Annotated in this window: 22 protein-coding genes; 11 read left to right on the top strand and 11 right to left on the bottom strand. The window is 62.6% G+C overall.

All coding sequences use genetic code 11. The features are described 5' to 3' along the window. The first annotated feature begins 1 nt into the window (after window position 1). The gene (locus tag BAUR9175_RS09440; RefSeq protein ID WP_101583622.1) at window positions 2-916 is read left to right on the top strand and encodes an alpha/beta hydrolase fold domain-containing protein; all 915 of its coding nucleotides are present in this window, start codon (window positions 2-4) and stop codon (window positions 914-916) included. A gap of 25 nt (window positions 917-941) precedes the next feature. On the opposite strand, the gene BAUR9175_RS09435 is transcribed toward BAUR9175_RS09440, so the two are convergent. The 8 genes from BAUR9175_RS09435 to BAUR9175_RS09400 form a co-directional block, all read right to left on the bottom strand. After that, entirely contained in the window at window positions 942-2,162 is a 1,221-nt protein-coding gene (locus BAUR9175_RS09435) for a N(5)-(carboxyethyl)ornithine synthase (RefSeq protein WP_101583620.1), read from the bottom strand. A gap of 112 nt (window positions 2,163-2,274) precedes the next feature. Next, complete coding sequence (locus BAUR9175_RS09430; RefSeq protein WP_096146804.1) at window positions 2,275-3,258, bottom strand: ArsA family ATPase; 984 nt, start codon at window positions 3,256-3,258, stop codon at window positions 2,275-2,277. Then, a complete protein-coding gene (locus BAUR9175_RS09425) occupies window positions 3,249-3,554 on the bottom strand; it encodes a cory-CC-star protein (RefSeq protein WP_307722866.1) in 306 nt (101 codons plus the stop codon). The genes BAUR9175_RS09430 and BAUR9175_RS09425 overlap by 10 nt, the downstream gene beginning before the upstream one ends. 3 nt (window positions 3,555-3,557) lie before the next feature. After that, window positions 3,558-5,285 carry a carbon starvation CstA family protein gene (locus tag BAUR9175_RS09420; RefSeq protein WP_009883732.1) on the bottom strand — a complete coding sequence of 576 codons (1,728 nt, stop codon included), beginning with the start codon at window positions 5,283-5,285 and terminating at the stop codon, window positions 3,558-3,560. A 106-nt stretch (window positions 5,286-5,391) separates the two neighbouring features. Then, window positions 5,392-5,895 (bottom strand): mycothiol transferase, encoded by a 504-nt coding sequence (locus tag BAUR9175_RS09415; RefSeq protein WP_069599936.1) that lies wholly within the window; start codon window positions 5,893-5,895, stop codon window positions 5,392-5,394. Window positions 5,896-5,943: 48 nt separating this feature from the next. Then, window positions 5,944-6,384 (bottom strand): alternative ribosome rescue aminoacyl-tRNA hydrolase ArfB, encoded by a 441-nt coding sequence (gene arfB / locus BAUR9175_RS09410; RefSeq protein WP_101583619.1) that lies wholly within the window; start codon window positions 6,382-6,384, stop codon window positions 5,944-5,946. 24 nt (window positions 6,385-6,408) lie between these two features. Next, window positions 6,409-6,822: a PH domain-containing protein gene (locus tag BAUR9175_RS09405; protein ID WP_069599938.1), complete on the bottom strand. Its 414-nt coding sequence runs from the start codon at window positions 6,820-6,822 to the stop codon at window positions 6,409-6,411. A 9-nt stretch (window positions 6,823-6,831) separates the two neighbouring features. Beyond that, entirely contained in the window at window positions 6,832-7,404 is a 573-nt protein-coding gene (locus tag BAUR9175_RS09400) for a 1-acyl-sn-glycerol-3-phosphate acyltransferase (RefSeq protein WP_009883736.1), read from the bottom strand. Window positions 7,405-7,851: 447 nt separating this feature from the next. On the opposite strand from BAUR9175_RS09400, the gene BAUR9175_RS09390 reads away from it, so the two are divergent. Then, a complete protein-coding gene (locus BAUR9175_RS09390; RefSeq protein ID WP_096158607.1) occupies window positions 7,852-8,361 on the top strand; it encodes a hypothetical protein in 510 nt (169 codons plus the stop codon). An 85-nt stretch (window positions 8,362-8,446) separates the two neighbouring features. On the opposite strand, the gene BAUR9175_RS09385 is transcribed toward BAUR9175_RS09390, so the two are convergent. Then, window positions 8,447-9,025 (bottom strand): hypothetical protein, encoded by a 579-nt coding sequence (locus BAUR9175_RS09385; protein ID WP_035278964.1) that lies wholly within the window; start codon window positions 9,023-9,025, stop codon window positions 8,447-8,449. A 92-nt stretch (window positions 9,026-9,117) separates the two neighbouring features. Between BAUR9175_RS09385 and BAUR9175_RS09380 the strand changes: the two genes are divergently transcribed. Then, the gene (locus BAUR9175_RS09380) at window positions 9,118-9,804 is read left to right on the top strand and encodes an SDR family oxidoreductase (RefSeq protein ID WP_101583617.1); all 687 of its coding nucleotides are present in this window, start codon (window positions 9,118-9,120) and stop codon (window positions 9,802-9,804) included. A gap of 87 nt (window positions 9,805-9,891) precedes the next feature. Here BAUR9175_RS09380 and BAUR9175_RS09375 read toward each other — a convergent pair whose 3' ends face one another. Beyond that, window positions 9,892-10,536 (bottom strand): dihydrofolate reductase family protein, encoded by a 645-nt coding sequence (locus BAUR9175_RS09375; RefSeq protein ID WP_069599941.1) that lies wholly within the window; start codon window positions 10,534-10,536, stop codon window positions 9,892-9,894. 54 nt (window positions 10,537-10,590) lie between these two features. On the opposite strand from BAUR9175_RS09375, the gene BAUR9175_RS09370 reads away from it, so the two are divergent. From BAUR9175_RS09370 to BAUR9175_RS09360, 3 genes are all read left to right on the top strand, one after another. Then, window positions 10,591-11,112, top strand: coding sequence for a winged helix-turn-helix transcriptional regulator (locus BAUR9175_RS09370; protein WP_257944301.1), 522 nt, complete (start codon window positions 10,591-10,593; stop codon window positions 11,110-11,112). Between the two features lie 177 nt (window positions 11,113-11,289). Then, a complete protein-coding gene (locus BAUR9175_RS09365) occupies window positions 11,290-11,622 on the top strand; it encodes a VOC family protein (protein WP_101583616.1) in 333 nt (110 codons plus the stop codon). Between the two features lie 13 nt (window positions 11,623-11,635). Continuing rightward, window positions 11,636-12,130, top strand: coding sequence for an SRPBCC domain-containing protein (locus tag BAUR9175_RS09360; protein WP_101583614.1), 495 nt, complete (start codon window positions 11,636-11,638; stop codon window positions 12,128-12,130). Here BAUR9175_RS09360 and BAUR9175_RS09355 read toward each other — a convergent pair. Next, entirely contained in the window at window positions 12,059-12,946 is an 888-nt protein-coding gene (locus BAUR9175_RS09355; RefSeq protein WP_101583612.1) for a carbohydrate kinase family protein, read from the bottom strand. The genes BAUR9175_RS09360 and BAUR9175_RS09355 overlap by 72 nt on opposite strands. Before the next feature lie 120 nt (window positions 12,947-13,066). Between BAUR9175_RS09355 and BAUR9175_RS09350 the strand changes: the two genes are divergently transcribed. Genes BAUR9175_RS09350 through BAUR9175_RS09330 form a run of 5 tightly spaced genes read left to right on the top strand, consistent with a single transcriptional unit; the run spans window position 13,067 to window position 17,841 of the window. Then, complete coding sequence (locus tag BAUR9175_RS09350) at window positions 13,067-13,525, top strand: DUF2695 domain-containing protein (protein WP_180959226.1); 459 nt, start codon at window positions 13,067-13,069, stop codon at window positions 13,523-13,525. 36 nt (window positions 13,526-13,561) lie between these two features. After that, window positions 13,562-14,779: a nucleoside hydrolase gene (locus BAUR9175_RS09345; protein WP_069599945.1), complete on the top strand. Its 1,218-nt coding sequence runs from the start codon at window positions 13,562-13,564 to the stop codon at window positions 14,777-14,779. After that, a complete protein-coding gene (locus tag BAUR9175_RS09340) occupies window positions 14,706-15,569 on the top strand; it encodes a histidine kinase (protein ID WP_069599946.1) in 864 nt (287 codons plus the stop codon). The genes BAUR9175_RS09345 and BAUR9175_RS09340 overlap by 74 nt, the downstream gene beginning before the upstream one ends. Further along, window positions 15,570-16,385, top strand: a complete 816-nt coding sequence (locus BAUR9175_RS09335) for an energy-coupling factor transporter transmembrane component T family protein (protein ID WP_069599947.1) — start codon at window positions 15,570-15,572, stop codon at window positions 16,383-16,385. Between the two features lie 4 nt (window positions 16,386-16,389). Then, a complete protein-coding gene (locus BAUR9175_RS09330) occupies window positions 16,390-17,841 on the top strand; it encodes an ATP-binding cassette domain-containing protein (RefSeq protein ID WP_101598431.1) in 1,452 nt (483 codons plus the stop codon). Window positions 17,842-17,852 lie beyond the last annotated feature (11 nt).

The following is a 17,852-nucleotide window of genomic DNA, read 5'->3' as shown; positions in this document are numbered from 1 at the left end:
CGTGCGCATACTGCTTCCCGAATCGCTCATTCCTGTCTATCTCAAGGCCACCGGCGCGAACCGTCCATTCGTGACTGAGGACGGAGCACGCCGACGCATCGCTGAGCGCTTTCTCCGACCAGTCTCCTACGGTCCGCCCTCTCGTTTGGAGGGTGTGCGAGTGAAGCGTCGCCTGCCCGATCCGAACGGGTGGCCGGTCTATGACGTTGAACCAACGGCTCCCGCCAGCCACAGGGCTGCACCGAAGTCTGTTGTCGTCTACGTCCACGGCGGAGGTTGGGTCAACGAGATCGCTCCCCAGCATTGGACGCTCATCGCCCGTATCGCTCGTGAGACGAACCAGCGCGTCATCGTCCCGATCTACCCACTTCTGCCCTTCGGCACCGCCCGCGAGGTCCGCGACGGAGTCGTTGAACTCATTCGAGTCGAACTCGACTCCGATCATCAGGTGCGGCTGGCCGGAGACTCCTCCGGCGGCCAGATTTCGCTGTCCGCAGCCCTGCGGCTTCGTGACGAGGGCGTGACGCTGCCGGCCACGACGCTGTTGGCTCCGGCCTTGGACCTGACGTGGAAGAATCCGCAGATCGATGTGGTCCAACCCTCCGACCCCTGGCTGGGCCGTCCCGGTGGCCGCATCCTGGCTGAGCACTGGAGCGGAGAAGACGAACTTATCGACCCGGTGGTCAGCCCCCTGTACGGCGACCTGGACGGACTCGGGCCGCTGACGATCATCACCGGCACACGAGACGTGCTCAACCCGGATGCGCATGTGCTCAAGGACAAAGCTCGCTCCGCCGGAGTGCCGGTGGAGTGGCACGAAGGCGAAGGCCAGCTGCACGTCTATGCCCTCCTGCCGACGAAGGCAGGGGAGCAAGGGGCGAAGGCCATCGTGGAGAGCCTGAGACCGAGCACGTGAATCAGTCCCGCTCGAGATCGTGGACTCAGCCCACCTCGGCGATTTGGGCGTAGGGGTACTCAGACTCCCGGTTCTGAAAACTCAGGATGCTCGGATTCTTGATCTCACCGTTCTGGATCTCGATCGCCCGGGAGATGGTGGGGACCTGTGACCACGCATCCGGCCCCTCCAGAACTGTGCGCAGATACGGCAGAATCGCTTCGCTGATCTCCCACGTCGCCGAGTTCCACAGGTACGACGGGGTGTGATCGACGGCGTAGTAGTTGACGCCTTGTCCGACGGTGAACATCGGATTCTCGAACCCGGTGGGCTTTGCCCATTCGAAGCCCATGCCCTCATCGCAGGAGACATCGATGATGAGACTGCCGGGAGCGAACTCCTTCAGATCTTCGGTGCGCAGGTAGGTCATCGGCGCGGAAACGTCTTGGAGCGTGCAGTTGAGCACGATGTCGTGTGAGGCGAGGAAGGTCGGGAGGAGCACGTCGCCATTGTCCGTGACCACAGTTGACAGGTGGGTCGGACCGTCGCCGGTGTTGAGCTGGGTGATGTGCGCGCTGTGAATCGGCGAACCCACTGCCGAGGCCCCTCTTTGAGTGAGGACCTGGATGTCGTAGATTCCCTGGGCCTTCAGCGCAGTGACAGCTCCTCTGGCGGTGGCACCGAACCCGATGACGACCGCACTCATTCGTGGACCATAGTCACCGGTCGAACCTCGAAGGCTCAACGCGTGCTGAACAGAACAGTAGCCGGCGAGTTCGTTGTTCTTGTGGAAGACGTGCAGGCTGAAGTCTCCCTGACGAGTCCAATGGTTCATCGCTTCGAATGCGATGAGTGTGAGCCGGCGGTCGATCGCGGTCTGCGCCATGGCCACGTCCTGCACGCAGTGCGGCCAGCCCCACAGAACGCGGCCTTCGGGAATCGCCTCGACGTCCGCAGCCTGCGGTTTCGGCAGGAGGAGGACCTCAGCGGCCGCAATCACTTCGGAACGTGCCGCGACTCGTCCGACCCGAGACTCGATGTAGCCGGGCTCCAGCTGAAAGTCCTCAGCGTAGCCGCGTTCGACGATCATGCGAGCTCGCACTTCGGGGTCGATGCGATCGAGGTGGTGAGGGTGAATCGGGAGTCGGCGTTCGTTCTCCATCGAGGACTCGGCGAGCAGGCCGAGGGTGAGGAGACCGTTGGTGGGTGGTCCATCATTCGCCGAGGCGGTGGAGTCGGCAGTGGTCATGTGAGCGGTGCCGGTCATCCGGCCTCCCATCGTTGGGGAACCAGAGTCAGCTCCGCCTTCGACTATACGCTGAACCCGCCCGGAACCGACTTTCCGCGCAATCAACGACACTGCTGAGCCTTGATCGTGCTCAGGACAGCGATCGTGCGAAGTTTGTCAGAGCTTGGCGTCCAACCAATTCTCCTGGCACCAACGGGAGTTCGGACAGAGGGATGTCGGGCAGCATCTGCCGCACTCGTTCAATCTGTGAGTCTTCGACGTCACGGCGATCCTTGAGCAGTTGCCCCGCGTCCGAGGGGGAACGCCGATTGGCGACGAGCGCCGCCAACGGAACTTTGATGTCCTTGAGCGATTCCGCCAGCTCCAAGGTCTCCGCAACCGGCATCCTCTCGGGAGTGAATACGACGAGGAATCCGGTGCGCAAACGGTCAGTGACGACCTTTCGCAGATTCTCGAAACGGTCTCTGCGGCGAATGAGCGTGCGACGGAGCTCAGCATCCGCCTCGGCGGCGGGATCAGCGCTGGAGGTGCCCGCGATGCTGCGCATCGCCGCGGAGTAGCGTTCTGAGCGATCACGATTCTTCAGCAGCGACTCGGTCCAGGTCGTCAGCTGCGCGGGCAGGGTGAGGAGCCTGAGCGTGTGGCCGGTCGGAGCTGTGTCGAAGACGACGAGGTCGTACTCCTCCAAGCCCAATGCGACTGCGTCGGCCACCCGTTCGAGGACCGCTGATTCGAAGCTGCCAGGCGCTTCCCGCGCGAGGGCGAGATGACGCTGCGCATGAGGGCGCATGCGTTCGGGCAGCATCCGCCTCATAGTGCGTTCGACGGAAGCCAGATGGCGTTCGAGCGTGGCCTTCGGATCGATCTCCATTCCATCGACGATGCCGCCGGAAGCATCACCGTCGGTGAAGGCAATCAGCCGCTCGGGCGCATCGCCGACCTCACGGTCCCAGAGATGTCCGAGATTGTGCGCCGGATCCGTGGAGACGACGAGGACGCGGTGTCCCTTGAGCGCATGCGCGATGGCCAGGGACGAAGCTACCGTGGTCTTGCCGACACCGCCCTTTCCGCCGACGAAGACTACGCGAAGACCGTCTATCGAGTTCAACAGCATGCGATGTGGTCCAGAGGAGAGTCGGGCATGCCCATGCGGCGATGCCAGGCATGGAAGTCCTGGTAGAGGCTGGGGAGGAACTCCGCAGTGTAGTAGGCGGCAGGATCCGGTACACCTAGTGCCTCGCCCAGAACGATCAGGGTGAAGAAGTCGTCCTCATTCTGCTTCTCCCGGGCAAACATCTGACGGTACGGTCCCTTGTAGAACTCCTCCAGGCCGTCGCGGAACGCGGCCCAGCGCTGGGCGAATTCCTTCGTCCAGGGCTGGGCCGCGTTCATACCGCTGTCATCGGGCAAGGATCAGACCTCTTCGCGTACGGCTTCGATCTTCTCGTCGGCGTCCTCGGGCTCCGGCGGGTCCGATCGAGCTCGGATGATCGCTCTGATGCCTTCGATCGCTACGAACACGCTGCTGACGATGATGATGCAGTCGATGGCGAAGAGCAGCCAGTCCGCGCTTCCCGGGGTCGCGAAGCTGAAGAGCTGGTCGATCGCGGCCCAGAACGACATGACGAATACGATGGCCAACGGTATGAGCGCCGGCCACGGATTGCGCCGCTTTCGGATGAGCATGACCGCGAGGATCATCAACGTCAACGATGCCATCAGCTGATTGGTCGTACCGAAGAGCGGCCAGATGCGCAGACCGCCTTCTCCTCCCAGCCCCTGTGAGAATGTGAGGCCCATGCCGAGTACGACGACGACTCCTGTCGCCGTGTACTTGCCGATCCTGAGGTTGACGCGTTCGCCCATCTCTTGAACGACGAATCGCATGAGACGGAATCCGGTGTCGAGCGAGGTTGCGGCGAACAGCACTGCCATCGTGGCGAGCACCGTGGTGCTCAATGACGCAGGCAGGCCCAGACCGGATTCCATGAGCATGCCGCCGCCCTGGACGAACGACTGCACACCGGCTTCACCGAACTTGCTGTAAAGCTCTTCCCACTCAGCCACGGTGCGAAGTCCGGCGGAGATCGCGATGATTGTTCCCAGAGCCAGGAGGCCCTCACCGACTGCGCCGAAATAACCGACGAAACGGGAGTCCGTCTCCTTGTCCAGCTGTTTGGAGCTGGTTCCTGAGGAGACCATGCCGTGGAAACCTGAGATAGCGCCACAGGCGATTGTGACGAAGAGCAGCGGCACGATGCTGGGGGTGCCCTCCGGGACATTCATGTTGATGGCCGGGGTCACGATGTCGTGGGCACCGTCGGCGACGAACATGCCGATGACCACAGCCCCGTAGAGGAGGATGAGTCCGATGAACAGCTGCACGCCATTGATGTAATCGCGCGGCTGCAGCAGCACCCACACCGGCAGCAGAGAAGCGAACGCTCCGTAGATGAACAGCGTCAGGATCCAGAATACAGTCGGCGTCATGCCGAGGAAGGTCTCCGGCAGGACCACGGGTACAGCATCGCCGAGGACGATGAGTCCGTAGAGCGCGACGACGCCGACGATGGTCACCGCCACCAACGGCATACGCAGACGGTATACGGCCACGCCGACGAGCAGAGCAACGCCGATCGCGCCCCACGTCGGAATGACCGCGGTCGGAGTGGAGATGAGGAGTCCCGTGATGACAACAGCGAATGCTGCGATCACCATCAGAAGCAGGATGAAGATTACAATCAGGAACAGACCAGCGCCGCGTTTGCCGATATAGCGGCCGGACAGCGCACCGATTGACTGGCCCTTGTTGCGAACTGAGGCCCATAGCGCGCCGAAGTCGTGCATACCGGCGAAGAAGACAGTGCCGAGTGTGACCCAGAGGAACGCAGGCACCCAGCCCCAGATCAGCGCGACGGCTGGCCCGACGATGGGCGCGGCGCCTGCAACCGAAGTGAAGTGGTGGCCCCAGAGGATGAATTTGTTCGTGGGGACGTAGTCGACCCCGTCGGTAAGTTCGTGGGAGGGTGTGCGGAAATCGTCATTCAGGCGATAGACGCGTTTCGCGAGGTACTTGGAATACACAAGGTATCCGAGTGCCAGGATCGCGAGACCGATCACCATCAGGAGGACGGGACTCATCAAGTGTGCCTTTCGTCATTGCGTCATTGCGCAGACAAATTGAAGTTCAGTCGTTGCTGTCCTCCAGTGTATCAACGTCAGCGTTTCGTTTGAACTTCCTCAGTATTCAGTGTGAATGGTTGAGGGCACCTGCTGCGTAGGCGGCCTGACCGACGTGAACGGCAGCGTCATCGATGATCGACGCCAGGCGCACCCCGCGAGTGACCGGGGGAGTCCAGTTCTCGTCGATGATTTCGCCGAGGTCGGTCTCCGAAAGTTTACCGACGTAGCGGCCCAGCGCACTGAGCGTGGCTTCCACATAGTCGATGAGCAGCTGCTGATCATCGACCTTGATCTCAGCCGCCTGCTCGGGTGTGTGCCCGAGACCGACCGCATCGCCGGGTTCTCCGAGTTCGAAGCGATCTCGGAACTTGATCCACACCTGCTCGTCACCAGTGAGGTCGGAGAGCTGGACATCGACCTCACGCCCGCTGTGCCAGAGCAGCCAGGCAATCGAATTGGGATGGCCACCGGGGTGGGCGTTGAGCTGATCGGCGGAGAGTGCCGGCAGATTATTTGCTGCATCGACAGGACGGTGGGCGAAATCGGTGAGGATCTCAATGCTGTTCATAAGGCCCATTGTGCTCTTCGTGATCGCACATGTCACCAGGCGAAGATGTCAGTCGAATCGGGGCCGTCTGCGGTTCTGCTTGATCTCGGAACGACGTTGCTCGGTCCGGACTCTGCGGCGGCGCGAGTTCCGTGATGGTTTGGTGGCGCGGCGCTCCACGGGTGGGGCGAGTGCCTCTCGCAGGAGCTCGGCGAGTCGCTGCCTGGCGGCATTGCGATTCCTCAGCTGCGAGCGCTGTCCTTCGGAACTGACCGTCAGCACGGTGCCCGCGAGCCTGGCTGAGAGGCGCTCGAGCACCCGGGAACGCTGCGTCTCGGTCAGTGCGGTGGTCGCGCCGAGGTCGAGGCTGAGTTGAACTCGGGAGTCTGAGGTGTTGACGTGTTGCCCACCGGGTCCGGACGAACGCGAGAACTGCTCCGCGAGATCTCTTGCTGGGACCACGAGTCCGACGGGTATGCCGGGGCCGGCAGGGACTCTCAGGTCATCCACGGAATTGGTCTCCTCATGTGCCGATCAGCGGTGGCCGCCGGAGATCATCTGGTTGAGGGAGTCGACGAACTCCCGTGCGTTGATCTCCCAGTTGTACATCATGCGGAGGAACGTGCCGCGATGAGAGCTGACGATGATTCTGCCGGAGAACATGGCCCCCTTCAACGTCGCTCCTGAGACGTCACGGGCAGCGACTTCACCCCGCTTGCGCCAGAAGCCGAGCACACCACTGCGAAGCAGGAGAACGCGTCGATCGGTGACGAGCATCAGAGGATCGACCCACGTCCACCCGTTTCCTTCGAGCGCGAGATGAACGAATTCACCGTCGTCGAGGAAACGGTCGACGACGACCTTGAATGCACTGAGCGGAGCCGGCTTCTCCCGGTGGCGGTTGAGTGCTGCAAGCAGGGAGGATGCAGTGCGAGACGAGCCGTTCATGATCTCAATTTAGAGTTCGAGCTCTTCACACAGTCGCGGCACAACCTGCTTTTCCGGCCTGATACCTGACTTATCGGCGTAGAAGGCACGGATGCGATCCATATCGGCAGCGATATCACCTGTGATGTCGATCGTGGGTCCGAGCCCGGTGGTCATCGTGGTCCGATCGACGTAGCCGAGTGTGACCGGCATGCCGGTCTTCTCGGCAATCCGATAGAAACCGGACTTCCAATGAGTATGTCCACCGCGAGTGCCATCAGGGGTGACGACCAGGCCGAAGACCTCGCCGGCATGGACACGTTCGATCACCTCGGTGACAATACGGCTGGGATCGGAACGGTCAACTGGAATGCCGCCGAGCCCGCGCATGATCGGTCCACGCCAGCCTTTGAACAGACTGTGCTTTCCCAGCCAATGCATCTCGATTCGCTGAGTCCAGGCGATCGAGAGCATGAGGACGAAATCCCAGTTGGATGTGTGAGGGGCGCCGATGAGCACGGTGGGACGATTCGGGGCAGGCTGGGTGACCAGCTTCCAGCGGCTGAATGTCCAGAAGGCGCGGGCGGCAAGGCGTCGAAGCATAGTGACTACGTTAGAGGACGCCGGCGGCGTTCCTTCACAGGAGGGACCACATGTTCGGGTGGGGACCGCCGCATGATTGGCCGGCTGGGACCCACCAGGCGTCAGCTGCGTCACCCAGCAGCCGTGCGAGTGCCCGATTCTCTGCGATTCCGGGAAGAGCTGACCGGGGAACAACTCGCGTCCATCCGGCGACCTCGCCAGCGACGAAGGCCAACAAGCCGATCGGCACGGTGCGTAAGCATAAAGCCCACTGGCTGCATCAACGTGCAGGAGAGGCAGGGAAGAATTGGTACGTTGGCATCATGGGATTCAATACAGCCATCCTCATCGCCGATTCCGTATTGACTGACGACACCGTGAAAACGCTCAATCTCGTCCCTGTAGGGGGGGGGGGGGCAGATCACCGCCGAGGCTGTTCTGCTCACTCCATCTGACACCCGTGCCTGCGTGGTCAGGGAGGGTGGATCGACGATCATTCTTGACGGCGGCGAGTCGCTTACGACCGCCGCAGACGAGGGCAGACTCGGCATACCGGGCACAGTCCACTTCGCCGCCACCGTTTCAAGTGTCGACTTCAGCGAATTCACCGTGGTGAGCAACGGCGAAATCGTGCGTCACCTGTGTTACGAGGACGGGGAGACGACGATTGACGTCGGCGAACCTGTCCCCGGAGAATCGCGTTGGCTGATCACGGCCGACGACGGCGACGATGAGACCCGAACTGGTGAACCGGCCGAGGCTGAGATCGAAGTCGACGGTGACATCCTGATCCAGAAACTTCCAGAGATGGCCGGGCTGTCCCCAGACCTTGACGTCTTCGCTCTAGTTGGAGCCGCGTACGACGCGTTTGAGGAGCAGGGAGAAACGACAGACCCCGGTGCCCTCGAAGGCGAAGAGACCGGGGAAGAAGGCAGTGCAAAGCGGCCTGGGTTCTTCGGACGTCTCTTCGGCCGGTGAACCACGGAGGATTCAGCGGAATCGCAGTGCAACCTCGGCGATGGGGACGTGAGTCCGATTGAGGGGACCCCTGGTTATGGGCGAATCATCGGATCTGCCTCGCATACCGTGCGTGCGCTGCAGTTAAGAGCTCAAACAGTTGCCTGTGTGAGAACTCGAAACCGTTGCGGAGAGTGATCCGTCGAGCGAAGAGGCCGGTGCGGCCACGTCGCTGGACGGAATCTCGAGTCAGGTAGTAGATGACGTACTTGGGTCCTGGCCTCGGGGTGACCGTGTCGAGGGTGATCCGTTCGATCTCATTCCACGACACGAACGACGCCGGCAGAACCGCCCCTCGGTGGGACTCCACGAGACCGGCATTGGACACCACGAGCGCATCTGCCCGGCGGAGGCGATAACCGACTGCGATCGGAGCCACGACAAGACAGCCGACGATGCCGATAGCGAACGCCCACATCCGCGGATTGAAGGCGAAGAGCACCCAGCTGACATTGCGTTCCACACTGCCCGAGACGATGAGGACCGAGAGTCCGACGAGTACCGCGCCAATCACGAGTGCTAAGCACAGAATGACGATGAGTTTCCGGGACGAGGTTCCCACGACGACACTTCGCCCACGATCCATGGCATGCAGGGCAGCAGCAGTGTTCAGGGGCCTCGACATGGCTATGAGAATACCCGGTGTGGAATAAATCGCCGCCATTCGGGGCTGTTCCCAATGACAGTGCCACCAGCACACCGACGAAGGAGGAACACATGTCTGATGCAGACCGCGTAGTCATTCTCGGAGGCCACGGAAAGATCGCACTCATGGCCGCACCCAAGTTCAAAGAAGCCGGATACTCGGTGGATTCCGTCATCCGCAACCCGGATCAGAGCGCCGAAGTCGAGGCAGCAGGCGCAAACGCTGTCGTCCTCGACATCGAATCGGCGGAGACGGACAAGCTCGCGGAGCTCTTTACCGGAGCAAAGGCCGTGGTCTTCTCGGCAGGCGCCGGCGGCGGCAATCCTGACCGGACCCGTGCTGTGGATCTTGAGGCAGCGAAACGCTCCATCGATGCCAGCGCGCAAGCGGGAGTCGATCGCTACGTCATCGTGTCCTATGCCAGCGCGGGCGTCGACCTCGACCGGGTCGACCCGGAGAGCTCGTTCTACCCTTACGTTGAAGCGAAGCACGGAGCAGATGAGCACCTGCGTGCAAGCTCCCTGAATTACACGATCCTCGGGCCCGGCGGTCTGACCTCGGAGCCGTCGACGGGCAGCGTGCTGCTGGCCGATGACTCCGGTGACGTCGACGGCACGACCCCGGACAGTGACACCCGAGTGACCTCACGTGAACTCGTCGCCGATGTCATGACCCATGTCATCGCCAACGATGCCGCGAAGCGAGAGACCGTGAACTTCTACGACGGTGACACCCCGATCGCCGAGGCTGTGAAGTAAGGCTTCGCAACACATAGACTTCGCGACACACAGATGGGGAGATCGAACTCAGCGTTCGGTCTCCCCATTGTCGTTCTTACGACGTTGTCACCCTCGATCTTTCCTGTTCCAGAGCTGGTGCGTCAGCCCGCTGGATGAGCCGATGGTCTCGATCGTGAAGCGGTCTTCGATGCCGCTGATGCCCTCCCACAGCGAAACCCCCGTGCCCAGCGTGATCGGCACGATCGCCACATGCATGAAGTCGATGAGGTCGGCGGCGAGGAATTGGCGAATGGTCGACGGACCACCGCCGATGCGCACGTCAAGGCCGTTCGCGGCGTCGACCGCCTGACTCAGGACCGCCTCGGCGGTGGCATCGACGAAATGAAAGCTCGTCCCATTGGGGAATTCCATCGACTCCCGAGGATGGTGAGTAAGGACAAAGCACGGAGTCTTGAACGGCGGTTCCTCGCCCCACCAGCCGCGCCACCCATCATCGGGCCACGGCCCCTCCTGCGGCCCGAACTTCTTCCGACCCATGATCTCGGCGCCGATGCCCTGACCCCACATCGCGAACAGCGCACGATCAAGTGTCACGGGTCCATCGACTCCGCCGATCCCTTCGATTCCTTGTCCGTCGAACCAGCCGAAGAGAGCTTGGGCACCGCCGATCGGCTCGTCGAACGTCACATAGTCACCGGCGGAATAGCCGTCGAGTGAGACGAATTGACTGTGGACGCGTACTCGAACCATGATCACTCCGATGTGATTGTCAGCGATGATTGAGTCAAGCGTAGAATGTAGTGATTGCTGATTGCAACCACTTGGGAGGATGAATTGCGAAGCGAACCGCGCTCGGGCTGTGCGATCAATGCGGCCGTCGAAGTCCTCGGTGATTCCTGGAGCCTCATCGTGCTCCGCGACATCGTTTTCGGCAATCGGCGTCATTTCCGCGAGCTCCTCACGCTCAACGACGAGTCAATCGCCTCGAATATGCTCTCCAGCCGTCTGAAGAAGCTGGTCGACGAAGGCCTGCTGACTCGGGCGGACACGGTTCGCGGTCAAAAGGCCGCCTATTCCCTCACCGAGGCGGGGATCCAAGTCGTGCCCGTCATGGTCGCACTCGGCACCTGGGGAATGAACCACCGCCCGACCTCTCCCGAGCTGACGGTGAGATCCCGAATTCTCGCTGAGTCGCCCGAGCTGGTCGATGATCTCATGGACGAACTTCGGGAGGCCCACCTCGGCGCTGTCCTTCCTGAATCACCTCGGCCACGGGCTTCGGAGCGTCTGCAGGCCGAGTATGAGGCTGCGCTCGGAAAGATGTGATCAATCTTCTGACCTTCGCATTCCTCGCCTGGGGCTGCTTCTCACTGACGCCATCTGGAATGTGAGTGCGTAGAAGGCCTTGTCTGAGCCGGGGCTGTGTGCTTCTATGGAGTGAGTAGTTGCACTATGCAATTGCTTTGCGTATGGAATCGACTCATCGATCTCAAAGGAGCGATCATGTTCACCGGACTGATGGCCAGCATCATCGTCAACTATCAGGACCAGGCGCACGACTGGTACTCGAAGGTCTTCGAACGTGACCCCGATGCCTCGCCGATGCCGGGACTGCTCGAATGGCATTTCGGAAGCGAGTTCGGAGTCCAGGTCTGGGCCGAGCCGCAGCGTGCAGGATACTCGACCGCGGTGATCGCGGAGTCGGACATCGGTGCACTTGCTGAGCGGCTGACGGCTGCTGGTGTCGACTACGGTGGACCAGAGCCGGGCGGTGGACAGCGGATTCTGCAGATCGCTGACCCAGACGGCAATCGAATCGTCTTCTCCGGTGAGTGAGGCAAGAGCTCCAATGAATCCCACGACCGACACCATTCGACTGAGCACGGAGATCGCACGTCCCCGCGGGGACGTCTGGGAGGCCTTCGCTGACACCGAAGCCAGGCAGCAGTGGAGTGCCCCAGCCGGCGAAAGGGTCCTCTACGACTGCGATGACTTCCGGACCGGAGGCCGTGCGGAATATCGTTGTGGGAGCCCCGAAGGGCTCGAGTTCAGTGCGGCCATCGACTATATCCACGTCGAAGTGGAGAACTTTGCCGTTCACACCGACACGGTGTGGCGTGGGGACGAGCTTCTCGCCACAGGGGTGGTCACCTGGTCCTTCACCGACGTCCCCGCAAGCACGCTGGTGACGATCGTGAACCAGGTGGTGTCGTTCGTCGGCGCCGACATGATCGACGGCAGCCGGAACGGTCACCGAATCGCCATCGAGCAGTTAGGCGCCTTCTTCGCCGGCCCAGGGGAGGTCCGCTCCAGCACGACTGACGGTGATGGCCGCCCGTCGTGAGGCATTCTCGCCGAGGTCGGCGAGCACGACCTCATCCACGTTCTCGAAATGGCTGCCTGCGCCCTGCAGATCGTGCACAAGAGAAGCCATGAAGGTATCTCCGGCACCGATCGTGTCCCTCACCTTCACTGCTCCTGCCGGAACTCTCACCCTCGACGATGCGGTCGAGAGGATCGAGTCCTGCGATCCGCAGGTGAGTGCGACCAGTTTGGCCCCGAGGCGAAGGATCCGATCGATCTGGGCATCGGCACTCTGTCCGGGATAGAGCCAGTCCGCGTCGACATCACTGAGCTTGACGACATCGACACGTGTAGCAAGTGACTCGAACCGAGCCAGCGCCAGTTGTCGGTCTCCGATGATGGAGGGCCGGATATTGGGGTCGAAACTCAGCAGTGCTGAGGAGTCTCCTCCACGCTGGAGGAGAGAATCGACCGCAGCGGCACCGGGGGAGAGGAACGCTGCGATCGAGCCGACATGAATTGCCGTCCATTCGCCGCTGTCGACCAGTGACGCATCGGGGTCCCAGCGCAGTGAGAACTCGTATTCGGCAGAGCCGTCCGTCGACAGCAGGGCTCGTGCCGTCGAGGTCGAACCGGTCGGGCGTGCATGCACACGGACGTGCGACTCCCGCAGGTGAGCCAGAAGGAACCCACCGTGAAAGTCATCTCCGACATCGGTGAGCAGCTCGGCATCGGCACCGAGGCGCCCCAGGCCGAGAGCGACATTCGCCGGCGCACCGCCCGGAGCATACCGATCCGGTGATCCGGCCGAACTGACGATGTCGATGAGAGCCTCACCGATGACAAGAATGCTCATGGGCTCGATTCTATGCGCACACGACCGTTCGGGTCCCTCATCAGCACGAATAGTACGCATATAGTTCAGAGACAGACTTTGCCATCAGTTCATGTCAGTGCCGTCTGGAATCGTTGCCGCATGGACAAAGACACCATGGAATCAGAAGTCAGAACGATCGTCGATGCAGCCTCAGCCCGCATCCTCACACCGAGGGCAGGCGAATGCTTGGTCTGCTACGTCTTTCGCCAGCTCGGCGAATTCGGCTGCGACGGAACACATCGCTTCGCCCTGACATTTCGGGACCGAACAGCTCCTCGGGCCACAGCGCTGATGGAACGCTTGGGAAGCATGGGCGCCTGCTGCTGTGACTGCGAGGTATTCAACAACGCCTACACCTTCTCAGAACGTCCATGGATCACCGGGGCAGCATTCGGTGCAGACATCGGCACAGGGTTCGAATCCCACGAGCCGGTCGACCTGCGTGAGGAGTTCGGCGTCAACGAACCGCCTGCAAAGATCTTCTATCTGTGCTGCCAGTTCGTACGTCGAGGCTCGACACAGCCGTGCCCGAACTGGGTGCGAATGAGTCGGTGGTGAGGAGCAGCGAGACGAGATTCCGGCAGAATAGGGCACATGCCTCCACACCTGCCGCTGTTCCTCGACTGTGATCCCGGAATCGACGACGCCATCGCCCTCGGATACCTGCTGTGCCAAGACGATGTCGATATCATCGGCATCGCGGCCTCAGGCGGTAATGTCTCCACTGCACAGGTCAGCGTCAACGCTCAAGGCTGGCTTGAACTTGCCGGGCGCACGGACATCCCCATCCACCCGGGAAGCGAGTTCCCCACAGCTTGGTCCGTCGGCGACCTCGCCCGAGATCCAGTCGACGGATCCCCGGCAGAGCCTGAATACGCCGACCTCACGCACGGCCCCACCGGGGCCGGTTACGCGCACCTTCCCACCCCAACAGCAACGGCGAGCTCCACCAGCGCCGCGCAGGCCTGGGTCGACGCGGCACGTGCTCACCCCGGGGAGCTCATCGGCGTCGTCATCGGACCGGCGACGAACCTGGCCCTGGCCCTTGCCATCGAGCCCGAACTGCCCCGCCTGATGGGCCGTCTCTTCATCATGGGCGGAGCCTTCAACTATCGCGGCAACACCCACCCGACCACCGAGTGGAACGTCACCTTCGATCCCGAGGCGACGGCGACCGTCATCAACGCCTTCGACCACGCCCACAGCCAGGGCACTCATCGAGCGCTGCCGGTCATCGCCCCCATCGAAGCTACTGAGGCGCTTGAGATGACACCCGCACGGTTGAGCACAATCCTCGACAGAGCTGCGTCACTCCACGAGAGGGCAGGAGAATCATCTGCTGCTGGTGGGACATGGGATGCCTGGCTGGCCCAGATGGCAGAAGCTCTGCGGTTCTACTTCGAATTCCATGAATGGGACGGTCTGGGATACATCGCACACATCCATGACCCCTTCGTCCTTGCCTGCGCACTCGAATGGGCACGCGGAGACCAGGGCAGACCCACCTCGGCGGGCAGGGAAGAGCCCATTGCGAACGGAACCCGAGGCACACTGCCCTGGGCGAGCACGATCTGTGCGCCCGTCGACGTCGAACTCACCGGTAAACTCACACGTGGCGAAACCGTCGCCGATTGGCTGGGACGGTGGGGGAAGGGCGTCAACGCCGAGATCATCCGCACGATCGATGCGCAGACCTTCCTCGACCACCTCGGCGAAACCCTGAGCAAAGGACCCCAACATGACCATGACGCCCAAGCAGTCTGGGCAGGGGCCGACACGCACCGTCGGTCCCGCACAAACCCAGAGCGATAAGAGCTTCAAGAGCCACACACTGCCCCTGACACTGACGTTTCTCGGTACGATCGTCATCCTCGGCACCTACCTTGCCGTCATTCTGACGCAGCCGGCCAATCTCGGCACCGACCTGGGCCACACGACACTGTGGGTCATGCTCGGCTACCTGGCCGGGGGACTCCTCCTCGCAGCCGGCACACTCCCGCTCATCCCGCGCAGCATCCTCGCCCTCATTCCCGTGGCCATCGCCGCCAACATCGTCATCGGCCAGGTCGTCGGGACCATCACCCCCATTCCGCTCTACCTCGACTCGATCGGGACCGTGATGATCGGCGTCCTCGCCGGTCCCGCAGCCGGAGCATTCACCGGCATCATCTCGAACCTCATCTGGGGTGTGACTCTGAGCCCCAGCGTCATCGCCTTCAGCTCTGGTGCGGCCTTCATCGGTGCAGCCGCCGGTTGGGCTGCGCGGCTCGGAGCCTTCCGTACCCCCTGGTTCGCCGTCATCGCCGGTGCGCTGGCAGGAATCCCTGCCGGAGCTCTCGGGGCACCCGTGGCCGCCTACGTCTTCGGCGGCGGACTCGGCTCGGGTACCGGCGGCGTTGTCGCCGTCCTGCAGGCCGCGGGCCTGGAGATGCTCAATGCGACTTTGGCGCAGAGCCTGTTCTCCGACATCATCGACAAGGCACTCATCTTCGCTCTGGCCTACGTCATCGTGCGCACACTGCCCCGCCGGATCCGTGACCGCTATCCGTTCACCGACCACAGTCGTGCGCGCAGCTCCCGAGCAGCGGTGCGGGTCGGCTGAATGCCCGCGACTGTTCTCCACCGGGAACAGCAGGCCACCCGCCGTTGGCATCCAGCCACAGAGATCATCGTCCTCGCATGCGCTCTGCTGCTCGTCTTCGGCATCCCGTCCCCGGTCGTGCCCATCACCATCATCGGCGCCACGCTCATCACCGCGACGGTCTCACCGACAGTGAGGCTGCGTTCCTGGGTGATCGGCGTCGGTGTGGTGTGCCTGCCTACGCTGCTCGTCCTCTGCGTCGTCCAAGGCCTGTTCTACCCCGGCGCCGAGGTGATCGTGCTGTGGCAGTTGGGACCGGCCAGGCTCACAGTCGAAGGGCTCGCCATTGCGGTCCAGATCTGGCTGCGGGTCGCTGCGCTCGTGTCCCTGTGCGCGCTCTTCGGCCTCGGGGCCGACTCGGCACGCCTGTTCGACGGGCTGCGGGCACTTCGGCTGCCGACCTCCGTGGCCTATATCTGCGCCTCGACGATCGGCCTCGTCCCACTCATCCGTGCCCGTACGCAGCAGATCGTGGAGGCGCGCGCCAGTCACGGCTGGGATGTCAGCAGCTGGAGGGTCCGCACGACGTTGCTCCCGGGCATCGTCACCGGCCTGTTCACCTCCGTGCTCATCGAGGTCGAACAGCGCCACGAAGTGCTCGAGCAACGCGGCCTGACTGAATCGACAGCAGCGACATCACTGCAGGACCACAGCGACGGGCCGGACCAATGGCTCCTGCGCCGAGGCGTCCCCATCATCACCGTCGTCCTCGTCGTGTGCTCCGTGGCCGGTGTCCTGCCCCTGCCTACCGCCGACCAGCTGATCGGAGGTGTCTGAAACGGTGGTTCTCGAACTGATCGGGGCAGGCTTCACCTACCGCGGAAGTACCCGGCCAGCGTTGACGAGCATCGATCTTCGTCTGGAGCCGGGGCAGATGCATGCGATCCTCGGGCCAGTGGGCGCCGGCGCCTCGACATTGGTTCGACTGATCACAGGACTGTTGGGCGAGCGCGGAACCAGCGTCGGGCAGGTCCGCCTCGAAGGGACGGCGGTGATGCTCGGTGACGATCCCGAGGCTCAGCTGAGCGGAATGACGAGCCTCGTCGGCGATGAAGTGCAGCTGTCGGGACGGCTGCACGGTGACGAGGCCACACAGGTCGACAAGCGTGCACGAGAGACCTTGGACTCGCTGGGCATCGGCGACCTGTGGGGACGACGACTCGAGACCCTGTCCGGTGGCCAACGGCAGCTCGTGGCTCTGTCCGGGCTGCTCAGTCAGCGACCGTCGCTGCTGGCCCTCGACCAGCCCTCACTGTCCTTGGATCCGGACGCTCGACGTCGCCTTGGCCACGTGTTGCAGGACTACTGCACCTCCGGAGGAACGGTGCTCATCACCGCTCATCAGCTCGACGAAGTTGCTGCCGCCTGCCGTGATTTCAGCGTTCTGGCATCCGGACGCCTACATGCGAGACAACGACGACTGACTGTCCGGGACTGCGACCACGAAGGAATCTGGGATACACGAGAACAGGATCGTGTCGAACAGGCTGAGGTATCTGCACCAACCGCTGTTGCGCTCTCCGTGCGCGACCTGACGGTCTCCCGAGCCGGTGCCGCCGTCCTCGATCATGTGGACCTCGATGTCGCAACCGGTGAGATCGTGACGATCATGGGTCCCAACGGTGCGGGAAAGTCGACTCTCCTGCGCAGCCTGGCTGGTCTCCTCGAGCGTGGCGCCGACATTACGGGCGCGATCACGGTCGATGATGACGGGAGGGCGGTCAGCCTCGGCGACACCCCAGCACATCAGCGAGCCGCCCACCTCGGGTGGGTGGGGCAGGATCCGGGCAGCCAGCTCTCGGCTGCCACCGTGCGTGAGGAACTCACACGCTCGGCCCCGTTGCCCACCCACAGGCGCCGGAACAGAACAGCCATCAGAGCCCAACGGCAGGAGGCAGTGGCTTCGGCGATGGCGCAGGCACAGCTTGAAGCAGTGAGCGAGACCCATCCCTACGATCTGAGCATCGACCTCCGCAAGGATCTGGTGATGGCCGCGGCACTCATCGTGGGCTCTCGGATCCTCCTCCTCGACGAACCGACGTTAGGCAGGGACCGCCAGGCCATCGGTCGACTGAACAAGTTCATTCAAGACTTCGTTCGCCGAGGTGGGTCCGTCCTTGCCACCACCCACGACCGACGATGGGCTGCGCAAACCGCCGATCGCATCCTGTCCGTGGACAGGGGCCGACTCTATGAAGACCGGCAGACAGGTGGCACGCCCTGGTGCGAATGAGCCGGCTGAGT

The sequence above is a fragment of the Brevibacterium aurantiacum genome (assembly GCF_900169065.1).
GTDB classification, from domain to species: domain Bacteria; phylum Actinomycetota; class Actinomycetes; order Actinomycetales; family Brevibacteriaceae; genus Brevibacterium; species Brevibacterium aurantiacum.
The sequence above is the reverse complement of the archived record's forward strand: the minus strand, read 5'-3'. Positions and strand labels throughout refer to the sequence as shown.

Bases quoted from the DNA above. Each gene is read 5' to 3' on its own strand.
- BAUR9175_RS09360 (WP_101583614.1), top strand. From the start codon at position 11,636: ATGAATCCCACGACCGACACCATTCGACTGAGCACGGAGATCGCACGT.
- BAUR9175_RS09375 (WP_069599941.1), bottom strand. From the start codon at position 10,536: ATGGTTCGAGTACGCGTCCACAGTCAATTCGTCTCACTCGACGGCTAT.
- BAUR9175_RS09415 (WP_069599936.1), bottom strand. From the start codon at position 5,895: ATGAACAGCATTGAGATCCTCACCGATTTCGCCCACCGTCCTGTCGAT.
- BAUR9175_RS09400 (WP_009883736.1), bottom strand. From the start codon at position 7,404: ATGCTTCGACGCCTTGCCGCCCGCGCCTTCTGGACATTCAGCCGCTGG.
- BAUR9175_RS09350 (WP_180959226.1), top strand. From the start codon at position 13,067: ATGGACAAAGACACCATGGAATCAGAAGTCAGAACGATCGTCGATGCA.
- BAUR9175_RS09335 (WP_069599947.1), top strand. From the start codon at position 15,570: ATGCCCGCGACTGTTCTCCACCGGGAACAGCAGGCCACCCGCCGTTGG.
- BAUR9175_RS09380 (WP_101583617.1), top strand. From the start codon at position 9,118: ATGTCTGATGCAGACCGCGTAGTCATTCTCGGAGGCCACGGAAAGATC.
- BAUR9175_RS09340 (WP_069599946.1), top strand. From the start codon at position 14,706: ATGACCATGACGCCCAAGCAGTCTGGGCAGGGGCCGACACGCACCGTC.
- BAUR9175_RS09365 (WP_101583616.1), top strand. From the start codon at position 11,290: ATGTTCACCGGACTGATGGCCAGCATCATCGTCAACTATCAGGACCAG.
- BAUR9175_RS09435 (WP_101583620.1), bottom strand. From the start codon at position 2,162: ATGACCGGCACCGCTCACATGACCACTGCCGACTCCACCGCCTCGGCG.
- BAUR9175_RS09420 (WP_009883732.1), bottom strand. From the start codon at position 5,285: ATGAGTCCCGTCCTCCTGATGGTGATCGGTCTCGCGATCCTGGCACTC.
- BAUR9175_RS09430 (WP_096146804.1), bottom strand. From the start codon at position 3,258: ATGCTGTTGAACTCGATAGACGGTCTTCGCGTAGTCTTCGTCGGCGGA.
- BAUR9175_RS09345 (WP_069599945.1), top strand. From the start codon at position 13,562: ATGCCTCCACACCTGCCGCTGTTCCTCGACTGTGATCCCGGAATCGAC.
- BAUR9175_RS09355 (WP_101583612.1), bottom strand. From the start codon at position 12,946: ATGAGCATTCTTGTCATCGGTGAGGCTCTCATCGACATCGTCAGTTCG.
- BAUR9175_RS09385 (WP_035278964.1), bottom strand. From the start codon at position 9,025: ATGTCGAGGCCCCTGAACACTGCTGCTGCCCTGCATGCCATGGATCGT.
- BAUR9175_RS09405 (WP_069599938.1), bottom strand. From the start codon at position 6,822: ATGAACGGCTCGTCTCGCACTGCATCCTCCCTGCTTGCAGCACTCAAC.